Raw genomic sequence first — 24965 nt, forward strand, 5'->3', positions numbered from 1 at the left:
TGTCAATAGACTCAATTTAAGTTCAAACCAGACACAATTTTTATAATTTGCTTTGCAACAACTTCTGGGTATTCCATAGGAAATAAATGGGTACCTTGTGTCTTATAATTTATAACATTAAAATATTTTTTCATGTAACGCACATCCATTTTACCAACCACAGTACTTTTGTCACCATAAATTAATGCTGTTGGAATGAATAACTTACCTTCATAGTTTGGAATGACGTGTGGAATCGTTCGATAAATTTGATATTCAATATGCCTGTCGAAGCGTAAATAGTATCCATCCTTTTTGTACTCTAATCCGTAGGTAATATAATCATTTAAACAAGCATCCGTAAAGGTTTTAAATAAGTCTCGAGTTTTTAAATAAGCGATTAATTGATCATGACTATCCCAATACATACGACGGCCTCGAGTTCTTAATGCAGGGGTTACCCGATCAATAATGCCCAGAGCTTTTGCCAAACGAACCATACTTGATTTAAAAGTACCAATTAAAGGCGAATCCAACATGATCACCGCTTTAAATAGTTCTGGCTGCTCAATGGCTGCCAAGAAACTCAAAATCCCTCCTAGAGAATGTCCTACTGCAATTACGGGCTGATTGGCTTGCTTTTTAATACTGCCAATAACTTCCAATACGAGATTGTGCCAGTTTTCGCTTACTGGAAATAAAGGATCGTGACCAATTCGGTCGATGTAACAATAATCGAATTCTTTCTCGAGGCCATCCAGCATTTGTTTGTAGCATAAAGCTGGGAAACCATTTCCATGCGCAAAATGAATCAACTCTCTCATAAAGTCACCATTTGCATCTATCCATCAATAGAAATCCAATAATAGTCAAAATGCACTAACCAATATCACCATATCAAACTCAATGTTTTTCATGAAATCATAACTCGCCTACTTTCTGCACGTAGTGAATAAAGTGCAAAACTGTAATATGCGATTAGTAATGCAAATAAAATGAATCCTGATCCCGGAAAAATTGAATTGAGTGTAAACATAATCAGCAGCAGTAATAACATAGGAGTACCAGCAACAATTAACAAGCGACATGATTGTAAAAAGCTTACGTTAAAGGAAAAGAATATATTTGAAAAAACTTGCCCCAAAAATGCTAACACCAAGAAAAAAACAATAAAAATTGAAAGAAATATTGCTACAACCATGGGGTAAATCATCAGTTGTGAAAAGAGTTTTAAATTTTTAATTGAGTTTTGTTCAGCAATTTTTTTACCATCAAATACAAGGTTAGTACTTTTGTCAAACTTTTGAACTAAAGGCTCACTTCTACTGGGTTTTGAATCCGTCATATTAAACAGTTTAAGACTCGGTACTTTAAGAGAAATTTTACTTTTATTAATCAAAACCGTAAGGTAAGGAAAATCTGTAGGAAAATCATTGATCTTACCTGTAGTATCAATAGCAACCACTACTTGCCCTTGCTCATTTTTAATTAAATAAGGCATTGGCTTATCAAAAGAAACTTCACCATTTTGTATATCAAAAACAGGAATTTTTGATAAAGGGTCCGTAATTTGATCTTTAAATGCTTCATTCAAGCTAAAGCTCATTCTTAATGCAAATGGAATTGAAAATAAGGCTATGGTTAATATAAGGTAAAAAAGAGCAAATCCTCGCCAACGTTTTCCAACATCCACATAAAGACGTCGTGAATAGAAAGACATATACAATGCAGACCAATAGCGATAAACCGGGGTATCAATTGGTTTTAGTTTGTTTTTTTCTTTACGCACGCCATTCTCCAATACGTTTTCCAGAAGTACGATGAAAAAGATGTAATTTAATTTTAGGTAGCTCAACCCAGAGTTGTCCACCCGTCAGTTGTTGATCTGCTGTAACACGCAAATTAAGGGACTGGCCATTTTTGATGCATTTAGCATGGAGCAATTTGTCAGCGCCCATATCATCCATAAATTCAATATGGATGGGAATGCCTTGTGGGTTATTCTCAGAGCACAACACAATATGCTCTGCGCGGATTGCCAAAACCAATTCATCTTTATCTTCAAGCTCAAGAACCAAATCAGGAATAGGGTAAGTAATTCCCAAATCCGTTTGCACCGTATTACTGCTTTTATCGAAGATTCCTGATATCAGGTTCATAGGATATTGTCCTGTAAATCCAGCCACAAATAAAGTTGCAGGATTTTGATAGAGCTCCTGAGGAGTACCTATTTGTTCAACATCTCCTTGATTAAGTACGATAACACGTTCAGCCATAGTCATTGCTTCAGTTTGATCATGAGTTACGTATAAACTGGTTGTATTTAATTGTTGATGCAACCGACGAATTTCATGACGCATTTCCGTCCGTAACTTTGCATCAAGATTTGATAAGGGTTCATCAAATAAAAAAACTGCAGGAGAACGCACCATAGCTCTTCCCATAGCAACTCTTTGTCTTTGCCCTCCTGAAAGCGCTTGTGGTTTGCGCTCCAAAAAAGGAGTCAAATGCAACAACTGTGCTGCTTCATCCACCCTTTTTTTAATTTCTGCTTTCTTATAACGTCGCATCTTTAACCCATAAGCCATATTTTCGAATACAGTCATATGTGGATATAAAGCATAATTTTGAAAAACCATAGCCATATCTCTTTGGGCTGCGGGTATTTCATTAACACATTGATCGTTGATTAAAATTGAACCCGAGCTGACATCATCCAAACCTGCAATTAAACGCAATAAAGTTGTTTTTCCACATCCAGAAGGACCAACAATAACCACAAATTCGCCTTTTTTGATGCCTACGTTTACTTTATTTAGAACCGTTGTAGGTCCAACACTCTTTGACACTTCAATGAGATTGACGGTTGCCATGCTTACTTTAACCCTTTTTCAAACCAGCGCTGCATTAACATCACCACCATGCAAGGCGGAATAAGAGCAATCAATGCAACAGCCATAATGTAATGCCATTGTGGAATTTGATCTGCCACCCCAGCTAAATATCGAATACCCATAACTACTGTAGCCATTTTTGTTTCCGTAGTAATCACTAGCGGCCACAGATATTGATTCCAGCCATATACAAACAAAATAACAAATAATGATGCAATTTGCGTTCTAGATAGGGGTAAAACAATATCAAAAAAGAAACGCACAGCCCCTGCCCCATCTAATTTTGCCGCATCAACAAGTTCAGAAGGAATAGTTTTAAAAAACTGACGAAATAAAAATGTACCTGTAGCGGACACAAATAAAGGCAAGGTCAATCCAGTAAATGAGTTTAATAGTCCAAAAGAAGCAACCACCTGGAATGTAGGCACAATTCGGACCTCTATCGGCAACATCATCGTAGTAAAAATTAATGCAAAACATAGCTTTTTAAATGGAAAATCAAAGTAAACTAAAGCAAATGCAGAACCTAAAGCAAGAACTATCTTGCCTAATGCAATGGCCATAGCCATAAAAAAACTATTCAATAACATAGAAGTAATCGGCTCACCTCCTGTAACCGCTAATCCTTCCGTCATGACTGCCTTTAGATTTTTGAATAATAATGTACCTGGAACCATAGGAATGTGAGATTGCATCATGATATTGCCTTCATTACTGGCAGCAACGAGTGCCAAATAAACAGGTAACAACATCAAAATCACAAAACAGCATAAAACTCCATGTGATAGAGCACGAGTAAAATATGATTTCATGCGTAATGAACCTTTTTTTCGAGGTACTTAAATTGCACTGAAGAAACAAGAATAACAATAATCATTAAGAGTACCGATTGTGCAGATGAACTGCCTATATCCATTCCTTCAAATCCATCTTGATACACTTTATAAATCAAATTAGTCGTACTATTACCAGGACCACCATGTGTCATCACTTGAATAATGCCAAAAGTATCAAAAAAACCATACATAAGATTCATAATGATCAAGAAAAAAGTAGTTGGAGATAACAGTGGAACAATGATTTGCCAAAAACGTTGCCATCCTGAAGCACCATCGATGATTGCTGCATCAATTAATGATGAAGGAATTGCTTTAAGGGCTGCGAGGTAAAATAAAAAATTATAACTGAATTGCTGCCAACTCGCGGTAAGTATCACCACAGCAAATGCTTGATTGACATTATTTACATAATCAAAATTAATTCCAAGTGACTGCAAAAAATGTGTCAGCCATCCTAAAGTGGGATGACATAAAAAACGCCATAAAATCGCTGCCACTGCAGGAGCAATAGCGTAAGGCCAAATTAATAAAGATTTATAGACCCCTTGCGTTCGGCCTCTATTATTCACTAATATGGCCATAAGGAGTCCTAAACTTAATGTGAAAAACGTCACGCTAAGAGCAATAATAAAGGTAACCCCAATTGCTTTGCTGTAACTCGGATCCCAAAAAAGATCCAAAAAATTGGAAAGTCCTGCAAATTTTTTATGCAGACCAAAAGCATCTGTATAAAAAAACGATTGCAATAATGCATTACATGCAGGCCAAATGAAAAACACCAGGGTAACAATAAGCTGTGGCACTATAAAAAGCCAAGCATAAAGGCGTTGATGATTAAATTTAGCCATTGCCCAACGTATAAGAGGGTCTGTATAAACATTATATAGCTCTGGTTGTTTAAGTAAAGTGATAAAAAAGAAGAAGAAGAAGCTTAGGTAATACGTAGCCTGGGTGCAGTGCAGCGAAAATCGGGTTTTCTCATCTTGCATGCCCCGGGTTTCGCTGCACTGCAGCGAGGCTACAATTAATTATTTATTTTAAGGAAAAAATTTTGCGCTACGTACACATAGAAAACCCTGGTTCACACAGTCGATTGGTCATCGAAAATGGCCCAACTCCTGAATACAGCGAATCACAAATTTTGGTGCGTGTAAAAGCAACAGCTTTAAATCGAGCAGATATCATGCAACGTTATGGCAAATATCCGCCACCAGCTGGCGAATCGGATATCCTAGGCTTGGAAATTGCAGGCGAAGTAGTTGAGGTGGGAGCACATGTCACTCAATTTAAACCAGGCGATAAAGTTTATGGGTTAGTTGGCAGTGGCGCTTATGCCGAATTTTGCCCTGTTGAAGCATCGTTAGCTCAACACATTCCAGCAACCTGGGATTATACCCTTGCTGCTGCACTTCCTGAAGCGTTGATGACTGTTTATGCTTCTTTGTTTGATCTAGGTACGCTGAAATCAGGGCAAACATTGCTTATTCATGGTGCAGGAAGTGGTATTGCATCGCTAGCAATTCAAATGGCAAAATTGATCGGTGTACACGTAATCACTACAGTAGGAACTGATGACAAGATAGATAAAGCAAAAAAACTTAGTGCAGATCAAGTCATTAATTATCGTAAACAAGACTTCGAGGATTTAATTGAGGATCACAGCGTTGATTTGATTATAGATTTTATAGGCGGCGATTATTTTAATAAACACTTACACTTATTGAAACCACAAAGCAAACTTATCCAGATAGCATGCCTTAAAGGAAGTACCGTAGAATGCAACCTTGCATTGATTATGCGTAAAAGGCTGCAAATTATTGGTTTTGTACTCCGCTCTCAATCTATTGAGGAAAAAAGTAAATTATGGCGCGAAGCTCATAATGCATGGACGAAGTACCTCGAAGCAAAAAAAATAATCCCTATTATTGATTCGGAGTTTAAACTAGAACAAATTGAAGAAGCCCATCAGCGGATACAATCAGGCGTGCATTTTGGAAAAATTGTTGTGCATGTGGATTAATTGTAATCGCTTGTTTGCCTGAGCGAGTGCTTCATCTATTATTCTTAAGCAGTTACAAACACCGAAAATACCAGACAATGTAAGCTGGGCTTATCAGCCCAGCCTACTTACGGCAATTAGTATCCAGGCAGGCATACGTTCACACCTAGCTCAATGCAGTTTTCTTCTTATCCAAACGGAGAGAACGATCTAATAATTGCTCATAGATAGGTCCATTTGGAGTGAGCTGCAGCACAATAGTTGCGGTAATACATGCCATCATCACAGGGAAAATTAAATAATAATTATGAGTCATTTCTACCACTAATACGGCTCCGGTTATTGGTGCGCGTGTTGATGAAGCAAACAGGGCGGCCATTCCTGCCACGGCAAACATGCCTGGTTGAGTTAAGAAATCAATATGTAACATTTCTAAAATCTGGAATATAGCTAAACCAAGAAGCGTGCCTAAAGAAAGAATCGGGGCAAAAATTCCTCCAGGGACTGATGTTCCATAACACACCATAGTTCCTATAAAGCGTGCCACTAAAAGAAAACACAAAAAACCAAATCCGGGTGCAAGAGTTAAGGCCTGATGAATAATATTCATACCACCACCCACTGCTTCAGGATGATGTACCGCTAAAGCACCAATCAAAAAACCTACAGCCAGGACGTAATATGATTTTTGTCGTGAAGTCAGTTTATCCAAGAATGTTAGTGTTCTAATTAAAGAGAGATTAAATAAAAGCCCCACAAAACCGACCACAATACCAAACAGAGCAAATAGCCATAAGGAATCAAGATGGGGGAATTCAAATACATTCATTGGAATTGTTGGCTGAGGCCCAATGATTAAATCAAGGATAACTGTAGCAGTAATACAACAGATAACAACCATACTAAAACTGGTAAAAGAATAGTTGAATTGATTGCGCATCTCTTCCAGAACAAAAATAACTCCGGCTAAAGGAGCATTAAAAGCAACAGCCAAACCAGCAGCGGCTCCTGCTGCAATTAAACTATCTTTTCTACGTCGAGAAAGGTTAAATAAGCTTCCAAGCATTTCTCCTAAACTACCACCTATGTGAATCGTAGGTCCCTCACGTCCCAAAATCATCTTTGCAGAAAGGACCAACATGCCAAAAAAGAATTTTACCGGTAATACGCGACGCCAAAATATGGTTTTTAAATGAAGTAATGTACCCTCAATCTCCGGGACACCACTTCCTGAAGCTTCAGGAGCATACTGCTTTACAGCAAAATAAGCAGCATAGACCAGAACCATCGAAACCAAACCGGAAATAAAAGCGGCCGGCCATCCATGAATGCTGAGGGATTGAAAAAAGTTATCTAGCAAGTTGCTAAGCACATCGATTGATAATCGAAACGTAGAACCAACAAGGCCTACGACAATACCCAAAACAAAAGATACAACATAGAGCATCAATATCTTTTTGCGCATTGTCTTAAATCATCCTCATTAAATTAGTAATAATTTTTAATCCTGCTTGATTAACTAAAGACAATATGGTTTCAGGATGAAACTGAACCGCATGAATGGGTAACTGTTGATGCGAAACAGCCATAACGACGCCATCATCACTCATCGCTGTAATATTCAATTCCTTGGGTACTGTATTCAAGCGTGCATAAAGAGAATGATATCTTCCTGCCTTGAAACTCTTCCCCAAGCCAGAGAACAAATCAGGTTCACCGACTACGTTGATAATTGATGGCTTACCATGCATAGGATATTTTAGAACATCCAAAACACCACCAAAATGCTCAACAAGTCCTTGTAACCCCAAACACACTCCAAACAATGGTATGCCTTTAGAAATAACCTCTGCAATTGTCTGAGAAAGATTAAAATCACTTGGTTTGCCTGGTCCAGGAGATAAAACAACAAGGTCATATTTTTTATTTTGTAAATAATGCAAGGCCTTATCAAAACGAATTGTGCTCACCTCGGCTCCAGTTTGCCGGAGATAATTTGCCAAAGTATGCACAAAAGAATCCTGATGATCGATAAGCAATACGTGCTTACCTTTTCCAGTTAAGGGCAAATCCATTGCCTTGCTTGCAGCATGAGGCTCGCGTTTTTGCAACATATCTAAAAATGCAGAGGCTTTTAAGCGGGTTTCTTCCTCTTCTGACTCAGGTATTGAATCATAAAGCAAGGTGGCACCCACACGAATTTCAGCAACTCCTTTTTCAATACGTACTGTTCTCAAAACCAGGCCCGTATTTAAATTCCCGTCAAAACCAAACCAACCTACTGCACCAGCGTACCACTTACGGGGAGATTTTTCATGCTCTTCAATAAAATTAAGCGCCCACAGTTTTGGTGCACCAGTTACAGTAACAACCCACATATGGGTTAGAAAAGCATCTACAGCATCAAAGTTTTCTCTCAAAATACCTTCAACATGATCGACGGTATGAATCACTCGCGAATACATTTCAATTTGCCTGCGGCCGATTACTTTCACAGAACCTGCTTCGCAAATACGTGATTTATCGTTTCTATCCACATCAGTACACATTGTTAATTCAGATTCTTCTTTTTTTGAATCGAGTAAAGCCTGAATATTTTCTGCGTCCTCAATGGCATCAGCACCCCGTTTAATCGTTCCTGAAATGGGACAAGTTTCCACTCTTTTCCCATGCACTCGCACATACATCTCTGGAGAGGCACCAACCAGATATTCGTCATCACCTAGATTAATAAAAAAGCCATATGGTGACGGATTCAAACGACGCATTTGTTTGAATAAAGCAGAAGGTTGATCTTCATAATGGGTATAAAAAGTTTGACTTGGCACAACTTCAAACAAATCACCACAAGCAAATCGCTCTTTGGCCTTGGCAACAACCTGGGCATACTCTCCTGGCTCATGATCACATGTCTTTTTTGGCTTATTTGGTGCTTGGTATGTTGCAGTCCCCCCCTCTCTCGCCAAAGAATTAGTTGATTGGCCTTGAAATTGAAAATCATAACGTCTAAGAAACGCTTCTTCTTTACGATGGTTCACCACATAAATCTCATCAGGTAAATAAAGAACCATATCTCTTTGTGATGGCTCTCTTTTTTTATGTTTCTTTAAGCCCTCAAATTGAAAAATCAAATCAAAACCCAAAGCACCATATAGTCCTAAGTAAGACTCCTCATCTACTTTGAAAAAAGCCAAGATAAGGCGAATCACCGTAAATACCGATGGTTGCTGGCTACGCTCTTCTTCGCTGAAGACCTCATCAGAAGGTATCAATTTGATTTGTAACAACGTATTACTTTGTGCCAATACTTCTAAATACGCTTCATGTTCCAGTAAAGGCATAATGAATGTTAATAGCATCTTACCGCGTTGATTTAATGCATCAATTTGAATTAAATTTTGCTTGCAAGTAAGAGCCAAAGGTGGATTATAAAAACCTATATCCCAACATGTGTAACGCCCTGGATATTCAAAGCTTGATGCGAATAAAGCGCCTCTTTGTGAATCCAGATGTTCCAGCAGATTTTCTATGCCTTGTTGATAATCCAGTGGCGTCTGAGAACACTCTATCTCAACGCCCCCTTGGGTTTTATAATGTTGCAACATGAATGACTAACTCAATAGATAGTTATGGTGTGTACATCATTCTACTTTAAAAATGAGCTTCTGCAAGAAGCTCGTAGCCTAGTGTAGTGTAGCGATTATGTTTCCCTTCTCCACAGAGAAGGTGCCCGTTAGGGCAGATGAGGGGCACTTTCTCTGCCTACATTTCACTTTTAATAATCTCCTCAAGCGAACAACTCTTATCCATTGCAGCCTGAACCCACAAGCCCACTTGATGATGCGCATCCCTAAAAGGTATACCTTTCAATACTAAAGACTCTAATATTGCTGTAGCATTTAGATAACCACTATTGGCTTTTTGTGCCATTAATTTCGTATTAAATTGCACACTGCGCAAAAACGGCGTCATGATGTCCAAACAAGCCGTCAATGTATTAACGGTGTCAAACAAACATTCTTTATCTTCTTGCATGTCCTTATTATACGCAAGCGGCAACCCTTTCATGACAGTAAGAATCCCCATTAAATGCCCAAATACCCGGCCGCTTTTACCTCGAACTAACTCCAAAACATCTGGATTTTTCTTATTAGGCATTAAAGAAGAACCTGTCGCAAAAGCATCATCAAGGGTAATAAAACCAAATTCCTGAGTAGTCCAAAGAATTAAATCCTCCGCAAAACGTGATAAATGCATCATCACGATCGATGCAGCAGAACAAAACTCAATAATAAAATCTCTGTCGCTCACAGCATCCAGAGTATTCTCAATGACTCCATTAAAGCCCAGCGTTTTAGCAACCCACGCACGATCCAAAGGCAAAGTGCTTCCTGCTAAAGCACCAGCACCTAAAGGAGAGTAATTCATCCGTGTATGCCAATCGTGAAAACGCCCTAAATCTCGTTGAAACATTGCCAGATAAGCAGCAAAGAAATGACCTAAATAAATGGGTTGAGCTTGCTGTAAATGTGTATAGCCAGGAATTTTATCCTCCGCATGAACACGAGCCAGCTCTTCCAAAACATGGTTTAAATTTTGTATCAGTGCGATAATCTGCAATCCTGCATCACGAGAATACAACCTTAAATCCAGAGCAACCTGATCATTACGGCTGCGACCAGTATGAAGCTTTTTACCTACATCACCAATTTTGGTGATGAGTAATTGCTCCACAAACATATGAATATCTTCATTAGACTCATCAAATTCATGGATGCCTTTTGCTATTTCATGGCTGATTTCGTCTAACCCATTGCAGATCAAGTCTGCCTCATTATCAGTGATAAGCCCTTGACGTGCTAACATTTTTGCATGTGCTTGGCTGCCCACGATATCGTGGACATAAAGTACCTTATCAAAAGCCAGGGAAGCATTAAAATGCATGACTCGAGTATCCAACTCCTTCTTAAATCGTCCTCCCCAAGTTTTATGAGCCATCATTTACCTCCTTTATGTACCTTGCCATACACTTGTGCTGATAAAGAAAATAGATTAATAAATCCTTCGGCATCCTGCTGATTATAAACACCATCTTCTTCGAATGTAGCTAAAGCAGGATCATGTAAACTAAAGGGTGAATACATCCCATAAGGAATGATGTTCCCTTTAAATAACTGGACACTGACAGTTCCAGTCATATGTTGTTGCGTCACATCAATCAAAGCATCTAATGCGTTCTTCGTTTGAGAAAACCATCGTCCTTCATAAACAAGATTGGCATACGTTTGTTGCAAGGATTGTTTTAAATGCAAAGTTGCTCGGTCAAGACATAAACTCTCAAGCATCTGATGTGTTTTGTACAACACAGCAGCCGCTGGTGCTTCATATATTCCTCTGATTTTCATTCCAACCAGTCGATTCTCCACAATATCAGCCACCCCAATTCCATGAGAACCTGCTATTTGATTTAATTGTTTTAGTAATTCGACAGATGACATTTTTTTAGTATTCAACGCAACGGGAACCCCTTTTACAAACTCAATACTCACTAATTCGGGCTTATCCGATGTTTGCTCCAAAGAGGCGGTCATTAATAATAGATCATCAGGTCTGGGTTGTCCTGGATCTTCCAAAATCCCTCCTTCATGCGAAATGTACCAAAGATTATGATCTCGTGAATAAGGTGATTTGGGGGTAACAGGTACTTCAATCCCATGTAATTTGGCATACGCAATCGCCTCTTGTCGTGACTTAATTTTCCAAGTTCTCCATGGGGCGATAATTTTAAGTTCTGGAGCTAATGCTTTTACCGTATATTCAAAACGAACCTGATCATTACCTTTGCCAGTTGCTCCATGAGCAACCGCTTCCGCCTTTTCTTCTAATGCAATTTCAACCAGTTTTTTTGCAATAAGTGGTCGTGAAATGGTACCTAAAATATATTGATTTTCATAAAGAGCGCCTGCTTTGACTAATCGCCACAAATAGTCGCTAACAAATTCATCTTGAACGTTCATTACATAGGCTTTGGAAGCACCGCTTTTTATCGCCTTATCTTTAATCGCTGCTAAGTCTTCACTTTGTCCTAAATCACAAACCATAGCAATAATTTCTGCCTGTTGGTAATGTTCTTTAAGCCATGGAATCATTACGGAAGTATCCAGCCCACCGGAATAAGCAAGGACAATTTTTTTAATCGATTCATTCATGGATCTACTCCTGGTAGTATTGTTTTAAATGCATAATAGGCTCAGCCAGTTCTTTAGGAACCACATCGGCAACTAATTGGCCACCTTTCAGAACTATCAAGCGATCCGACATTTTGCTGAGAAAATCAAGATCGTGAGATGCAATGACCATCGTAACGCCTAAAGATTTCACTGAATTTAGTAAACTAATTACTTCATCAATTGTCGCCAGATCGAGGCCCGATGTCGGTTCATCACAAAGCAATAAATTAGGTTTCATCATTAAGCTTCGTGCTAAAGCAACGCGTTGCTTTTGTCCACCAGACAATTGATGTGGATAAGCAGATGCTTTATCACGAATCCCTAAGTTCTGTAGCAAAGAACTCGCTTGCTCCTCATGTTTTAATGTTTTGTTTTGTAAGCGAGGTGCATAAACCAAATTTTGCATTACAGTCATATGGGGAAAAAGCTGAAAATCCTGGAACATAAAACCGCTTTGTCCTTTTACTGTAATCGTTCCGGCATCTAATGTTTCTAATTGTTGGATGCAACGCAGCAACGTGGATTTTCCACTTCCAGATGGCCCAGCCAAACCAAGCACTGTCTGAACTTGTAACTCTAAATTGATGTTATTTAATACGGGTAATGATCCAAAATATTTAGATGCCTGGTTAATGACTAACATAAAGCCCCCTTTCTTCAATTTTTTTACCCATGAATTCAATCAAGAGAACCATTCCATAATAAAAACAACCAGCGATACACAAGGGAACAAAATAGGTAAATTGTTCTGCAGCAACTGATTGAGCTCGACGCATCAAATCCATCCCACCTATAGTCGCAATTAATGCTGTTTCTTTCAGTAACGCAATCATTTCATTAATGAATGCAGGAAAAATATTTTTCACAACTTGTGGTAGAACGATATCTTTCCATAAATAGAAAGCAGGGATCTGCAAAGTTTTTGCTGCTTCAAACTGTCCTTTGGGCAAATGCTCTATTCCTGATCGCAGAATCTCAGCAATATATGCAGAACTGTTCAGACCAAATGTTAAAAGCCCTGCCATTAGAATATTTGCTTTTACACCGATTAAGGCAGGTACCGCAAAATAAATAAAACTAAGTTGCAAAATGACTGGAGTTCCTCTCATCACGGAGATAAATCCATTAATTATTGGCTTCATTATTCCTTGGTATCGCAATAAAGCCAGTAATGTTCCCAATAAAGTCCCTATCAATAAACCGCCAATTAATAAAATTAAGGTAATGAGAGTACCCTCACCAATATAGAGGACATTTTGTTTTAACTCTTCCATTGTGCATCCTCCAACCATTTTTTCTTAAGAGCAGCCAACTCCCCGCTTTGTTCTATTTCGTGTAGCGCTTGATTTATTTTTTGTGTTAATTCAGAGTTCTTTTTTAGAGCTAAGCCATAGCCAGCATCTGATTTGGCAATTACAGCAAAAGACAATCCTGGATTTTTCTGACTAAATACCAGACCTTGGACACCATCTATGAGAACCAAATCGACATGGCCAGCTTTTAGGGCTGCGATGGCTTGATTATTATTATCCATAATCAAAAGATTAGCGTTAGGAACATTTTGCTTTAACCAAATTTCCATAGTACTACCCAATTGCACAGCTATTTTTTTGTCGGCTAATTGTTGTATATTTTTAATTGGATTATTTTCAGGAAAAACAGCTGCCATGCTCTCGAAATAATAAGGTTTGGTAAAATCAAAATTCTTTTTTCGCTGTTCGGTAATCGTTATCGTAGAAATCGCCGCATCAACCTGTCCAGTACTTAAGGCGGGTAAAATACTACTAAATTGCATGGTATCAAAAAATGCTTCTTTACCTAATTTTTTTGCAATCAAGCGTGCAAGGTCAATATCGAATCCTTTGATTTCCCCATGGTCGTTATATTCAAATGGTGGATATTCTGCTGCCACCGCAAAATGAATATTTTGAGTACTCTCCTTGGGAATTTTTGCGTAGCAAAGAAAGACAATCAATGAAAGCCCCACTAAAGCGATAAAAAATAATTGTTTCATTTGAATATAAATCCAGTTTTTATGCGTTTTTTAAATTTATCAACCTCGACTTGCTCTGTCAAGATATTTTGAATATAATTTCATTAAAATGATTTTGTATTCACATGGTCATAAATGAAGTGGAGAGTTATATGAGCCAAGATGCAGCTCTTGATGGACACATATTAAATATTGTGCAAACAGAAAAAATTGCAGAACAAATTGATTTGCAAAATAGCTTAAAAGTTCGAGGTTACACTATTCCTCAGGCAACCCTCTCGCGAAGGCTTAAAAAATTAAAAATTGCAAAAATAGGCGGTACTTATCAAGTCGTCGACTATAATGTACCGAATCTGCCTTTGGTATTGAACCTACAAGTGTCAGATTATGGCCTTATTGTGCTCCACACCCATCCTGGAAATGCAAACAGCCTGGCTTTTTTTATTGATAGAAAATTTGTATCCTTTTCATTTCAACCCATTCAAAACTCAGGGATATTAGGCACAATTGCTGGTGACGATACCGTACTGCTTATTGTAAAAAGTAAAGAACAATTAAAACATGTAATTCAACTGCTATATGATGAGTTCCCTTACCTGAAAAAGTAATAGCTATCGCATCAACTCCCTATCCAAGGTTATGAGTTTTCTATCGAACCTAAGGCCTCTACTGTCGCTCTCAAAACGCTGATGAGCGATTTTTTAAAAAACAAGACAAAGCCCCCACAACAACTAGCGCATCACGACCAACATGGTCTTTGCCCCTAAACAAGTGGCTATTAATTGAGCATTAAATGATTTTTTGATACACTTATTCATTTTTACGTTACACTTTTTGATTAGATAAAAATGCCAACTTTGAAACCCGCGCTTTTGCAAACCTTATTACCAAAAACAAGTGACGACCAAAAAACAGAATTAGAAAAACAATTAACGGGAATTTATGGCAATCTCCCTCGCAGGTTTCAAAACTTACAGGATGACTTCGAACCTTGTAAAAAGCAATTACTGGATTTATTAGCCTATATCATTCAATTAAATCCTGATGCATTACAATTATTTGCAAAATATGCAGAAAAAGTAAGAGATTTAACTGACAAATCGGCTCCCCCTGATATTTTAATTACCTTGAGCGCAGCTAAAAATACTCTAGAGGGTGCATTACCAAATATCCTCGCAAGACATAAGCAGGTCGATAAAACGGCTTTAAATTCATTTACTGTTTCATTATGTTATTCCGGTGCATATATTAATCTGGAATATGCTTTAGGGTGTTTTATTGATAAAAGCTTCCTCTCCCCAATTTTACATACTGCAAAACACGATCTAGTGTACGAATTGGCAAAGGAGTTTCTTATCAGCAGAAAATTAGTTGAACATGTGGGCAATGAAGTTCATATGGCGAATGCATTATTTAATTTTGTAGCCGATGATTTCGGTCTAACCATGTATGCAGACAAATTCGCACATAATTTTTCGCCAGAAAGACTTTTAGAGTTTAAAGATTATCTGAAGCGTCACTTCAATACTAACGCTTTTGTTGCGAAAATAGCCCAACTGTTGCCGCCATTACCAGAGGGCAGCATCAGTAATATGTCTCAACTCAAAAAGGTAGATGATTTTTTTCAGCTTTTAGGTGAAAAAACACCAGGTTGGGATCAATACTCTTTGCTTTATGATGATGAGGACATCAATGATGAGGCGGTATATATTCCCAAAAAAAATTGGGACATGTTTTTTGCCAGTGTCATTGCGGTCTACTTAGAAAAAGCCGGCTATTTCTCTGGAGTAGAAATAACTGTAAATGATAAAAAATTAGTTTATGCCGGCGAGTATGTCGTCGATGCCAGCACAGGCAAATATAGCGTGCTGTCCGACGAGGATTTATTAGTCCTTTTAAATACTTCCAATTCACCTATACACCCTGTGTGCCTTATCCAACAGATGAGTACGCAAGGCGTATTTGACTTATATAAAACGATTAATGGAACAGACGATAAATCTCGTATGCTTAAAGCGTTTTGCTTTCATACAATTCTGAATAGACCTCATCAATCTTCGGAAATTTTAGACCCTTTATATGAAATAATTAGTTCTCCCGTAGATGCGCAAGCATCAAACTTTCAAAATCCGCGAAAATTTCTAAATGCAGTTATTAAAAATGGGCATAAAATTTCTCAAGAACAGCTGAATTTCTTGGCGTCAAAACATACCGAACAAGAGCTTCAAAATTTCTTAGTGTATGTAATTAAGAATGATTTCTCTGAGCTAACCGATTATTTAATGCAATACAATGATCATTTATTAACCATTCCCTATATTATGGACTTAGCTGTCCAACACAACGCACTGAACGTAATGACAATGTTGCACCGGAAAAATGTAAATTTAAATGCACCCGGTCACCAAAATCTACCCCCGGTAGTACTTGCAGTGAAATATAATCGTCTCTCAATGTTAGCTAAGCTTCATGAGCTTGGCGCTAATTTAAATCAAAAAGTACATACCTGGCTTAGTGTTTCTCCTGAGGATGCAGGTCGCGGTCCCATTCATATTGCAGCATTCATGGGCAATACGAAAGCGTTAGAGGTTTTACAATCTCTTAATGCAAACTTAGATGAGGAGGATCTTAATAAAGAAACGGCTGCTTTTATTGCTGCTAAAAATAAAAAATATGATGTTTTGAGAAAACTGCATGATCTTGGAGCGAACTTAAGCAGAAGAGTTCTTCGGGGAGCTAACACTTTCTTTCATCCCTGTGCCTCTCTTGTTCATCTAGCTGTTCGTTCGAAGGATATCGAACTGTTAAGGACCCTTCACGAGCGTAACGTAAGCATGAACGAGTTTGATGAGGAAGGTAACCCACCCATTTTTATTGCCGATGAGGAGATGCTTGACGAACTTCTCAAGCTTGGAGCAAATTTAAACCAATTTAACAGTAAAGGATGGACTTTAGTTTGTGCTGCTGTACGAACTGGAAATGTGCATCTGCTTAGAAAACTTAAAACGCTGAATAACGGTCTTAATGAACCTGATAGAACGGGAGCAACACCAGCACATCATGCTGCAGCAGCAAATAAGGTTGCAGTTCTTCGAACCTTACATAAATTGAAAGTAAATTTTAATATTCGCAACGCTCAAGGACAAACGCCACTCGCTGTTGCAGTAGCAAATCAAAATACTCGAGTGATCGAGTATTTAGCGAGTTATGATGTAGATTTAAACGCCCTAAACAACGAGGGTCATAGCCCTATCTACACTGCTGTAGCAAACGGACTATTTGAATCGCTCGAAACATTAATCAATGTTGGAGCAGGCTTAAGTCAAATACAAATTCATGCAGACGAGCTTCTTGGCATTCTTGTTCATAATAGAAAGATCAGCATGTTTTGCAAATTACTAGAATTGGGGATTGTTTTCCAATCCGACTCAGAAAATTTAAAAGCAATGATTACTTGCATGAATACTCGGCAAATCAGTGTAGGTAAGGCCGTGCATGTTGGTGCATTTTATGGAAATATACAAATACTTGACGCACTGTCTCAAGCTCATGAAGAGCTTGATAAGTGTAATCATGAAAATGAAACTCCTATATTTATTGCAGCAAGAGCAGGCCAATATTCAGCTGTTGAATGGTTAATAAAGCAAGGGATGACTCCTGAGCCGCTAATGATAAGAATGGACTATCTACGAGAGTTAGTAAAAAATGAACAAGCAGACATTAAAGAACGCGCTGAAATAAAAATTAAGGAAGCAACGGCCAAAAATCCTTTTATATATGACGTCGAGCTTTCTCCCAAAGACATCGCAGAAATTATGGGCTATCGTGATATAGTTACTCTGTTTGATAAACCGCAACCATTACCGTCAGTCTCAACACCCACAATGACATTCTTTGCTCCGGAAGTGACATATACTATTCCAAATGCTAGCCAGACTCCCGAACCTATGGATGTAGATGAGCCTGTCCATACTAAAAAACGGCCAGCATCACCTCTAAATGATGCAACGATACAAATCAAAAAACCGTATAAAGAAACGTTATCGGATAAAGAGCATCAATTTGCTCCCCAATGAAACGAATTTCTTCCGGTTTGATAGTATGTTTTTTAAATACAATATATTTTCGTTTCACCTCGATGAAACATTTTAATTTTTTCAATAGTTATATTTTTAAGTGATAACATCCTCGCTATAATGAAGTGTTCACTCTATGGGATACTATTTTATGACCATCTCGACAAAAGAATTAGAGAAAATTTCTCAGCTCGCTTATCTGGATACAGATATAGAACATTCACCTAAACTCATCGAAGACATTAACGCAATAATGAATTTCGTCGACCAACTCGGTTCGATTGATACCCAGGAGGTAGAGCCGCTTTTTCATCCTCTTGCATTAAATCAACGTTTAAGACCCGATGTGGTAACTGAAGAAAATAGTCTTTCCGAATTAGAAGCTCGAGCACCACAATTTTCACAAGATCTTTATTTAGTGCCTCAAGTTATAGAGCAGAGTAAATAATCATGGAACATTTATCCTTAAAACAACTATCCCAAGCGCTGCATCAGGGTAAGCTATCAAGCGTTGAGTTAACCCAGCATTACCTCAAGCAAATTCAACAGCACAACGATTTAAATGCGTTTATCAGTCTAGATGAAGAACACATTCTTCTCGAAGCGAAAAAAGCAGATCACGAATTAAAAAAAGGCCAAGGCAAAACACTGACCGGTATCCCTATGGCGTTAAAAGATCTATTTTGTACCAAGCGTATGCCAACGACCTGCGCCTCTAAAATGCTTGCAAATTTCCAGTCACCTTATGAAGCAACCTTGGTAACTAAGTTGTTTGCACAAGGTTCGATTCTGATTGGTAAAACAAATATGGACGAGTTTGCCATGGGTTCGTCCAATGAAAACAGCCACTTTGGTGTGGTAAAAAATCCATGGGATAAAGAGCGCGTCCCAGGTGGTTCATCAGGAGGCTCTGCAGCAGCTGTTGCTGCGGGTTTAGTCCCTTTCGCTATAGGGTCTGATACTGGAGGCTCCATACGACAACCTGCAGCCTTGTGCGGAATCAGTGGAATTAAACCCACTTACGGTCTGATTTCTCGCTACGGTATGATTGCTTACGCATCCAGTCTGGACCAAGCAGGTCCTTTAGCACGTAGTGCTGAAGATTTGGCATTAGTACTACAGGCTATGGCAGGACATGATCCTAAAGATTCTACTTCAGTTGAATCAACCATTCCCGATTATTATGCTGAACTGAATAAACCTTTATCCAAACTAAAAATTGGCTTGCCTTCGTGCTTTTTTCAACCGCAAGTAGACCCGGCAATACAACAAGCTATTCTTGAGGCAGTTAAGGTTTTTGAAGGTTTAGGCGCTGAAATTATTCATTTAAATTTGACGCTTCAACCTTTATGGGTACCATGTTACTACGTAGTGGCTTGTGCTGAAGCATCATCCAATTTATCACGCTATGATGGCTTACGCTTCGGCTATCGTAGTAAGAATGCATCAACATTAACCGAGCTCATTCGCACGACGCGTAGTGAGGGCTTTGGAATAGAAGTAAAGCGTCGAATTCTTACTGGAACACATGTACTTTCATCGGGCTATTTTGATGCATACTATTTGCAAGCCCAGAAAATTCGTCGTCTTATTCAAGAAGAACTAGTCACAACCCTCAAATCTGTTGATGTTATTCTTGGACCAACATCTCCAACCTGCGCTTTTAAACTTGGTGAGAAAATTGCTGATCCAATTCAAAACTACTTGACTGACGTGTTTACAGTAGCGGCTAATCTTGCCGGACTCCCCGCAATTTCCATCCCCACAGGCTTCGCCAAGGGGCTACCCATAGGTTTACAACTCATGGGTAAACATTTTGGTGAAAGCCAATTGCTTCAGATTGCTCATCATTATCAACAACAGACCAACTGGCATTTGGCCAGTCCAAACCAATAAAGGTGAATTATGGAATGGGATACAGTCATTGGCCTTGAAGTACACATTCAGCTAAAAACAAAATCGAAACTTTTCTCTGGCGCATCTACTGCTTTTGGTTCAACGCCTAACTCTCAAACCTGCTTTATTGACGCAGGGTTTCCTGGGGTTTTACCAGTATTGAATCAAGAAGCTGTCATTATGGCAATTCAGTTTGGCTTGGCAATTCAAGCAGATATTAATGATCAATCTGTTTTTGAACGCAAAAACTATTTTTATCCAGATTTACCTAAAGGCTATCAAATCAGTCAATTTCAAAAACCGATAGTCAGCAATGGAAAATTGGCAATTACGCTGAATGACAGTAGTGTCAAAGATATTGTGATTGCACGCGCTCATTTAGAAGAAGATGCAGGTAAATCATTGCATGGGGTTCACCCTGGCTTTAGTGGTATTGATCTGAACCGTGCAGGAACACCTTTATTAGAGATAGTAACTACACCCTGCTTGTTTTCAAGTCATGAGGCGGTGAGTTATCTTAAAAAACTACATCAACTGGTGCAGTTTTTAGGTATCTGTGATGGTAATATGCAAGAAGGAAATTTCCGTTGTGATGTCAATCTGTCATTAAAACCGAAAGGAACTGCCGTTTTAGGAACGCGAACCGAACTAAAAAATTTGAACTCATTTCGTTTTATCGAGAAAGCCATTGCCTACGAACAATCGCGACATCAAGATTTATTGGAAAGTGGACAACACGTGATTCAAGAAACTCGTTTATATAATCCCGATACTCATACAACACATGCAATGCGCAGTAAAGAAAATGAGAATGATTACCGATATTTTCCTGATCCTGATTTACTACCGATACAAGTCACTCGTTTTCTTATTGCTGAAATTAAGAATAATTTACCTGATTTACCTGAAAAAATTCATACTGAATTAAAAAATATGCCTTCTCTCAATGAAGAAGACATTAATTTTATTCTTTCTTCACCAGCTGCTCATCAATTTTTTAAAGCAATTAAAAACCAATGTCGTGCCCCGGAAAAAATGATTATTAATTGGTTAAAAGGTCAATATGTTGCTGCTTTGAATGAAGAGAATTTAACTTTTGATACACCACGCATATCAGCAAAACTTATGGCCAATCTTCTTAATAAACTCCATGACAATTCCCTTTCTCTAAACAATGCACGAGCTATTTTTTCTTTGCTATGGGCTGGAGAAGAAGATATTGAAGCAATTATCGAGCGCGAAGGATATCAACAAATAGATGATACTGCTGCTTGGGAAGATATGATTATTAAATTAATTCAACAGTATCCTGAACAAGCTGCTGATTACCGAGCAGGAAAAGAGAAATTATTAGCCTTCTTTGTAGGACAAATCATGAAACAAACCAAAGGTAAGGCGAATCCTGAGCAAATTAATACTTTACTGAAAAAACATTTAGTATCGTAGCCCGGATTAGCGTCGCGTACTCCGGGAGTTTTTTGCCATCATTCTTATATGTGTTATGAAAAATAGCTCAATAACCGTAGGCTGGGCTGCCAAGCCTGGCATCTAACAAAGAATGTATGCACACCATGGATAAGTTACTTGTTAATTGAGATTACAATGATAGTTTTCATGATGGACATTTTGAAGAGTAGGAATTAACTCAACACATGCTGGGCTTAACAACCCAGCCTACACTTGCTTTTCGTCAACCAATTACTACCCAAGCTACAGCACAATGTTAGAATAGGGAGATCCTCGTTACACTGGGGATGGCGGATCACTTTGTAGATTACTGGCGGTTTTGCTCGGGAATACCTGATTTTTTAGGTTCTGGTATTCTTCATTACTGTTATCTTCTTCACAATAGAATTTCTTCACAACATTCCATTTGCTCTCGCTAACGATTCCCGAGGTTTTAAGTCCATGAAAATCAGATTGTGTTGAAAATATAAGAAATTTGGAGTGCCCTGCTTCCCAAGCGTCATCGATACCTATAAGTCGTTGTAAACTGAGCATACGGCTTGTGCCAAAATAACTACCGCCTATGGTGATTTCTTTTTTAGCACTAAAGTTATTGGTTACTTTTTCATGAGCTTCATTAATAATCAAAAGTAAGTTGCTTTCAAAATTTAAACTAGAAATTTGCAAGTTAAGTTCCTTTTCTAATAATTTGCAATAGTCAATCTTCGCTTGATTTCGTGATTGATGAAAAAATCTAACGGTAAAACAATCTTGCTCATTTTCTATTGTTTTTCTATATGTTCTTATTAATGAGATTGCCTCTTGCAATCGCTCTTTCTTTGCTGCTGGCACTTCCTCAGTCTTTACTATAGGCACTTCTTCAATTTTAGGAGCACTTATAATAGGAGGCAGGTCAGGGACGGAAACATGCGCTTGAGAATCTTCTATTATTATTTGCTGGGCTTCACTGCGTTTATTTCTAATTTGTTGTAAAAATGATAAAGCTTGCGCCTTTTTTTGCTGAAGGGAGTGTTCAAGCTGCTCAATAGCCCGGATGGATTGTTGATGTAGCTCTGAATTACCATTAATCCCATTTTTAATGTCCTGCACTTCGTGTTCTTTATCTGCAATAAATTGAATAAATTTTTCAAGTTGATCAGCATCTGAAGGTATGAGCTCATCTGCTTTTTTGATGACAAGACCTTCAATAGATTTTATTTGCTTAAGCAGTGCGGTTAACTTTCTTAATTCTGCTGCTTGCTCCATGATTGATTCAAAGTTTTTTATTAGCTTATTAAGCTCTGATTGCTCGCTCCTAATCGCCTCTTCAGCAGAGGTTGCTGTGCATTCCTCCAAGATTCCACCCATGATGCGCTTTCTTACAGCAAGCTGTTTTTTAAGTGTCGAGGCAAGTTTCTCACCAAACAAACGATCAAGATTCTGGCCATACTCAGCAAATGACTCAAGCGAAGCCTTTGAACTTGAAAGCAAACTAAGGTAGTCACCTTGAATGTGTGTCAGGTTGCGCTGATTTGCTACAAAATCATCGTACGTTAATTTTACTAAAGACTTAGCCTGGAGAATTAGCTGTTGATTTCGAATGACCACTAGCTTTTCTCTAAAGGCATGCAACCGTGTGGTAACATTCTCAACGAGTGTTGAGTTTTCTTGAATGTCTTTAATAGACACATATTCACTCTTAGTTTGTCGTTGTCTTGCATAGTGTTGATTCAGAGAATGTTTCTTACGAATAATTATTGTATCGATATCATTTTCTGCCGAGGATAAGGCAAGAATCATCGCCTTTATAAAATCCAAATATTTCTTGTTGTATTTTGAGGCATCAAACCGGGTAGACGTGTATAGCTTAATATTATCTTTGTTTGATTTAATGAACTGCTTGAGGTCTTCATTAAAACCTATTTCAGCGAGCTCCTTAAGTTGCTGTAGAAGCGCTTGTTCAGCGGAGATTTCTATTGGATTAGTATAAATTAACCGCAGTTGATTATTCTTCATATTAAGTTTTGATGCACCAAAAACAATGTGCTCATATTATAACCCATCTGCACAATAAATTGAACCCACTTTAATCCAAGTGGAAATTGAATGCGCACTTCGATCAAAATCCATGATTTCTTCATAGAAAATAAGGACGTAGGCTATTGCTAAATAAAGCTATTTTAATATTCACATAATCTGTTTTGGGTCATCTATTTAAGGATATGTATGGATCTTGAAGAAAAGCTATATTTGACAAATTTTGCGCAAAAATAAAATAATTGGGGACAATAAAATAAAAAGAGTCGGTCGATAAGCCGGGTTCTGTCATGGACAATCATTCATCTGGGACATGCGTCACCACATGCCTCAAGCAACCTACCCGAGTCCCGTGCGGGTCACACGTAATGACTTTTCAGCCAAATGGACTCCTATTTGGTCTTGCTCCGAGTGGGGTTTTCCCTGCCACGCCTGTTACCAGTCGCGCGGTGCGCTCTTACCGCACCATTTCACCCTTACCTCAAAGAGGCGGTATATTTTCTGTGGCACTTTCCGTAGGTTCACACCTCCCAGGCATTACCTGGCACTCTACCCTTCGGAGCCCGGACTTTCCTCCCTTTGCAAAAGCAAAGAGCGATTGTCTGACCAACTCTGATATCAATAGTAGCAGAGTGCCTAGCCAAAGACCACTACATTAGGAAATTTAATAAGAAAAAACCAGTGAAAGCAGGTTGTTCTACTCACTTAGAAATCACGAGTTCCAATAAATTCGTCATCAAAATAACGCTTTAATTTAGTACGCAAAGTACCGCGGCTTACACCAAGGACACGTGCAGCTTTTGATTGGTTGTAACGAGTTAATTCCATAACAGTGCGGAATAAAGGTGCTTCAACTTCCTCAACAATTAATTGATATAAATTCAAGTTAGCATCTTTATTACTAACACTAGTCAAGTAACCTTTAACAGCATGAATTACTTGATGTGAAAGTGCTTCGCTGCTTTGCACCATTGTATCTGTGCTCATTTAAGTCTCCTAGTACAAATTAATTAAATAAAATTATGCCCAGTACATACACTCACCGAACACTATGGACTATATAGTACCAAACATCTCAAAGAGTGTAAATATTGTTTTAATGATATTCATTTCTTAAGGAAATATTAAGGAAAAAAAATTTTACCACTTTACAACTAAAATGGACAAGGCGTATTTATTAATTAATTCATACCTCCTTATCACTCCATATTAACAATTTGATAATAATAAGAAATTCTGAACTTTTTATTTTCTTCGCATAACAAAAATCATTGCCGTCTATTTATTTTAAAAATATTACTAATAGAAACAAATTTATTATTTTTTTAAGAATTAATCGGACAAAAAATAAAAAATGACCTGCATTTGTGAACCAAATGGAAGGTTTCATTTGTGTTTTCTAGGAAAAAACAAAAAAAACAATGGGACTGTATAAATAAATACGATAAGATACAGACACGTAGGGTGAATCATCCTGGTAATTAATTGGCAAAAATGGCAAGTGTAGGCTGGGCTGTTGTATAGCCGGGGACATCCCTGACACTGTTCGGGGACATCCTTGACACATGAGTTGAGA

20 protein-coding genes and 1 other RNA gene are annotated in these 24965 nt (G+C 38.2%); 6 read left to right on the plus strand and 15 right to left on the minus strand.

Annotated elements, in window-relative coordinates; genetic code table 11:
- Nucleotides 1–11: 11 nt before the first annotated feature.
- The 5 genes from Lste_RS09030 to Lste_RS09050 all read right to left on the minus strand — a co-directional run bounded on the left by Lste_RS09030 (nucleotide 12) and on the right by Lste_RS09050 (nucleotide 4560).
- Complete coding sequence (locus tag Lste_RS09030; protein ID WP_058510699.1) at nucleotides 12–803, minus strand: alpha/beta fold hydrolase; 792 nt, start codon at nucleotides 801–803, stop codon at nucleotides 12–14.
- Between the two features lie 89 nt (nucleotides 804–892).
- Entirely contained in the window at nucleotides 893–1768 is an 876-nt protein-coding gene (locus Lste_RS09035; RefSeq protein ID WP_058510700.1) for a DUF1189 family protein, read from the minus strand.
- Nucleotides 1761–2852, minus strand: coding sequence for an ABC transporter ATP-binding protein (locus tag Lste_RS09040; protein ID WP_058510701.1), 1092 nt, complete (start codon nucleotides 2850–2852; stop codon nucleotides 1761–1763). Before Lste_RS09040 ends, Lste_RS09035 begins: the two co-directional genes overlap by 8 nt.
- Before the next feature lie 2 nt (nucleotides 2853–2854).
- Nucleotides 2855–3685 carry a sn-glycerol-3-phosphate ABC transporter permease UgpE gene (gene ugpE, locus Lste_RS09045; RefSeq protein ID WP_058510702.1) on the minus strand — a complete coding sequence of 277 codons (831 nt, stop codon included), beginning with the start codon at nucleotides 3683–3685 and terminating at the stop codon, nucleotides 2855–2857.
- Nucleotides 3682–4560 (minus strand): carbohydrate ABC transporter permease, encoded by an 879-nt coding sequence (locus Lste_RS09050; RefSeq protein ID WP_058510703.1) that lies wholly within the window; start codon nucleotides 4558–4560, stop codon nucleotides 3682–3684. The genes ugpE and Lste_RS09050 overlap by 4 nt, the downstream gene beginning before the upstream one ends.
- A 203-nt stretch (nucleotides 4561–4763) precedes the next feature.
- Between Lste_RS09050 and Lste_RS09055 the strand changes: the two genes are divergently transcribed.
- Nucleotides 4764–5732, plus strand: a complete 969-nt coding sequence (locus tag Lste_RS09055; protein ID WP_058510704.1) for an NAD(P)H-quinone oxidoreductase — start codon at nucleotides 4764–4766, stop codon at nucleotides 5730–5732.
- A 145-nt stretch (nucleotides 5733–5877) separates the two neighbouring features.
- Here Lste_RS09055 and clcA read toward each other — a convergent pair whose 3' ends face one another.
- The 7 genes from clcA to Lste_RS09090 form a co-directional block, all read right to left on the minus strand.
- The gene (clcA, locus tag Lste_RS09060; RefSeq protein WP_058510705.1) at nucleotides 5878–7176 is read right to left on the minus strand and encodes a H(+)/Cl(-) exchange transporter ClcA; all 1299 of its coding nucleotides are present in this window, start codon (nucleotides 7174–7176) and stop codon (nucleotides 5878–5880) included.
- A gap of 4 nt (nucleotides 7177–7180) precedes the next feature.
- Complete coding sequence (locus tag Lste_RS09065) at nucleotides 7181–9316, minus strand: anthranilate synthase component I (RefSeq protein WP_058510706.1); 2136 nt, start codon at nucleotides 9314–9316, stop codon at nucleotides 7181–7183.
- Between the two features lie 157 nt (nucleotides 9317–9473).
- Nucleotides 9474–10709, minus strand: coding sequence for an argininosuccinate lyase (gene argH / locus Lste_RS09070; protein WP_058510707.1), 1236 nt, complete (start codon nucleotides 10707–10709; stop codon nucleotides 9474–9476).
- Nucleotides 10709–11920: an argininosuccinate synthase gene (locus Lste_RS09075; RefSeq protein ID WP_058510708.1), complete on the minus strand. Its 1212-nt coding sequence runs from the start codon at nucleotides 11918–11920 to the stop codon at nucleotides 10709–10711. Before Lste_RS09075 ends, argH begins: the two co-directional genes overlap by 1 nt.
- Nucleotides 11921–11924: 4 nt before the next feature.
- The gene (locus tag Lste_RS09080) at nucleotides 11925–12584 is read right to left on the minus strand and encodes an amino acid ABC transporter ATP-binding protein (RefSeq protein ID WP_058510709.1); all 660 of its coding nucleotides are present in this window, start codon (nucleotides 12582–12584) and stop codon (nucleotides 11925–11927) included.
- Complete coding sequence (locus Lste_RS09085) at nucleotides 12571–13215, minus strand: amino acid ABC transporter permease (RefSeq protein WP_058510710.1); 645 nt, start codon at nucleotides 13213–13215, stop codon at nucleotides 12571–12573. The genes Lste_RS09080 and Lste_RS09085 overlap by 14 nt, the downstream gene beginning before the upstream one ends.
- Nucleotides 13203–13955: a substrate-binding periplasmic protein gene (locus Lste_RS09090; protein ID WP_058510711.1), complete on the minus strand. Its 753-nt coding sequence runs from the start codon at nucleotides 13953–13955 to the stop codon at nucleotides 13203–13205. The genes Lste_RS09085 and Lste_RS09090 overlap by 13 nt, the downstream gene beginning before the upstream one ends.
- 131 nt (nucleotides 13956–14086) lie before the next feature.
- On the opposite strand from Lste_RS09090, the gene Lste_RS09095 reads away from it, so the two are divergent.
- The 5 genes from Lste_RS09095 to gatB all read left to right on the plus strand — a co-directional run bounded on the left by Lste_RS09095 (nucleotide 14087) and on the right by gatB (nucleotide 21352).
- Nucleotides 14087–14542, plus strand: coding sequence for an arginine repressor (locus tag Lste_RS09095; protein WP_058510712.1), 456 nt, complete (start codon nucleotides 14087–14089; stop codon nucleotides 14540–14542).
- Between the two features lie 240 nt (nucleotides 14543–14782).
- Entirely contained in the window at nucleotides 14783–18010 is a 3228-nt protein-coding gene (locus tag Lste_RS09100; RefSeq protein WP_058510713.1) for an ankyrin repeat domain-containing protein, read from the plus strand.
- Nucleotides 18011–18161: 151 nt separating this feature from the next.
- Nucleotides 18162–18458 carry an Asp-tRNA(Asn)/Glu-tRNA(Gln) amidotransferase subunit GatC gene (gene gatC / locus Lste_RS09105; protein ID WP_058510714.1) on the plus strand — a complete coding sequence of 99 codons (297 nt, stop codon included), beginning with the start codon at nucleotides 18162–18164 and terminating at the stop codon, nucleotides 18456–18458.
- A 2-nt stretch (nucleotides 18459–18460) separates the two neighbouring features.
- The gene (gene gatA / locus Lste_RS09110) at nucleotides 18461–19906 is read left to right on the plus strand and encodes an Asp-tRNA(Asn)/Glu-tRNA(Gln) amidotransferase subunit GatA (protein WP_058510715.1); all 1446 of its coding nucleotides are present in this window, start codon (nucleotides 18461–18463) and stop codon (nucleotides 19904–19906) included.
- 9 nt (nucleotides 19907–19915) lie between these two features.
- Complete coding sequence (gatB, locus tag Lste_RS09115; RefSeq protein WP_058510716.1) at nucleotides 19916–21352, plus strand: Asp-tRNA(Asn)/Glu-tRNA(Gln) amidotransferase subunit GatB; 1437 nt, start codon at nucleotides 19916–19918, stop codon at nucleotides 21350–21352.
- A gap of 297 nt (nucleotides 21353–21649) precedes the next feature.
- Here gatB and Lste_RS09120 read toward each other — a convergent pair whose 3' ends face one another.
- From Lste_RS09120 to Lste_RS09125, 3 genes are all read right to left on the minus strand, one after another.
- Nucleotides 21650–23368 carry a hypothetical protein gene (locus tag Lste_RS09120; protein ID WP_058510717.1) on the minus strand — a complete coding sequence of 573 codons (1719 nt, stop codon included), beginning with the start codon at nucleotides 23366–23368 and terminating at the stop codon, nucleotides 21650–21652.
- Nucleotides 23369–23647: 279 nt separating this feature from the next.
- An RNA gene (gene rnpB, locus Lste_RS14605) (RNase P RNA component class A) lies at nucleotides 23648–24003 on the minus strand.
- Nucleotides 24004–24094: 91 nt separating this feature from the next.
- Nucleotides 24095–24376 carry a helix-turn-helix domain-containing protein gene (locus tag Lste_RS09125; RefSeq protein WP_028381835.1) on the minus strand — a complete coding sequence of 94 codons (282 nt, stop codon included), beginning with the start codon at nucleotides 24374–24376 and terminating at the stop codon, nucleotides 24095–24097.
- Nucleotides 24377–24965 lie beyond the last annotated feature (589 nt).

This window comes from Legionella steelei (assembly GCF_001468005.1).
In the GTDB taxonomy this organism is placed as follows: Bacteria; Pseudomonadota; Gammaproteobacteria; order Legionellales; family Legionellaceae; genus Legionella; species Legionella steelei.

Excerpts from the sequence above, each read along its gene's own strand:
- Lste_RS09030 (WP_058510699.1), bottom strand. The coding sequence starts at position 803 with ATGAGAGAGTTGATTCATTTTGCGCATGGAAATGGTTTCCCAGCTTTA.
- Lste_RS09040 (WP_058510701.1), bottom strand. The coding sequence starts at position 2,852 with ATGGCAACCGTCAATCTCATTGAAGTGTCAAAGAGTGTTGGACCTACA.
- ugpE (WP_058510702.1), bottom strand. The coding sequence starts at position 3,685 with ATGAAATCATATTTTACTCGTGCTCTATCACATGGAGTTTTATGCTGT.
- Lste_RS09050 (WP_058510703.1), bottom strand. The coding sequence starts at position 4,560 with ATGGCTAAATTTAATCATCAACGCCTTTATGCTTGGCTTTTTATAGTG.
- clcA (WP_058510705.1), bottom strand. The coding sequence starts at position 7,176 with ATGCGCAAAAAGATATTGATGCTCTATGTTGTATCTTTTGTTTTGGGT.
- Lste_RS09065 (WP_058510706.1), bottom strand. The coding sequence starts at position 9,316 with ATGTTGCAACATTATAAAACCCAAGGGGGCGTTGAGATAGAGTGTTCT.
- argH (WP_058510707.1), bottom strand. The coding sequence starts at position 10,709 with ATGGCTCATAAAACTTGGGGAGGACGATTTAAGAAGGAGTTGGATACT.
- Lste_RS09075 (WP_058510708.1), bottom strand. The coding sequence starts at position 11,920 with ATGAATGAATCGATTAAAAAAATTGTCCTTGCTTATTCCGGTGGGCTG.
- Lste_RS09080 (WP_058510709.1), bottom strand. The coding sequence starts at position 12,584 with ATGTTAGTCATTAACCAGGCATCTAAATATTTTGGATCATTACCCGTA.
- Lste_RS09085 (WP_058510710.1), bottom strand. The coding sequence starts at position 13,215 with ATGGAAGAGTTAAAACAAAATGTCCTCTATATTGGTGAGGGTACTCTC.
- Lste_RS09090 (WP_058510711.1), bottom strand. The coding sequence starts at position 13,955 with ATGAAACAATTATTTTTTATCGCTTTAGTGGGGCTTTCATTGATTGTC.
- Lste_RS09095 (WP_058510712.1), top strand. The coding sequence starts at position 14,087 with ATGAGCCAAGATGCAGCTCTTGATGGACACATATTAAATATTGTGCAA.
- Lste_RS09100 (WP_058510713.1), top strand. The coding sequence starts at position 14,783 with ATGCCAACTTTGAAACCCGCGCTTTTGCAAACCTTATTACCAAAAACA.
- gatC (WP_058510714.1), top strand. The coding sequence starts at position 18,162 with ATGACCATCTCGACAAAAGAATTAGAGAAAATTTCTCAGCTCGCTTAT.
- gatA (WP_058510715.1), top strand. The coding sequence starts at position 18,461 with ATGGAACATTTATCCTTAAAACAACTATCCCAAGCGCTGCATCAGGGT.
- gatB (WP_058510716.1), top strand. The coding sequence starts at position 19,916 with ATGGAATGGGATACAGTCATTGGCCTTGAAGTACACATTCAGCTAAAA.
- Lste_RS09120 (WP_058510717.1), bottom strand. The coding sequence starts at position 23,368 with ATGAAGAATAATCAACTGCGGTTAATTTATACTAATCCAATAGAAATC.
- Lste_RS09125 (WP_028381835.1), bottom strand. The coding sequence starts at position 24,376 with ATGAGCACAGATACAATGGTGCAAAGCAGCGAAGCACTTTCACATCAA.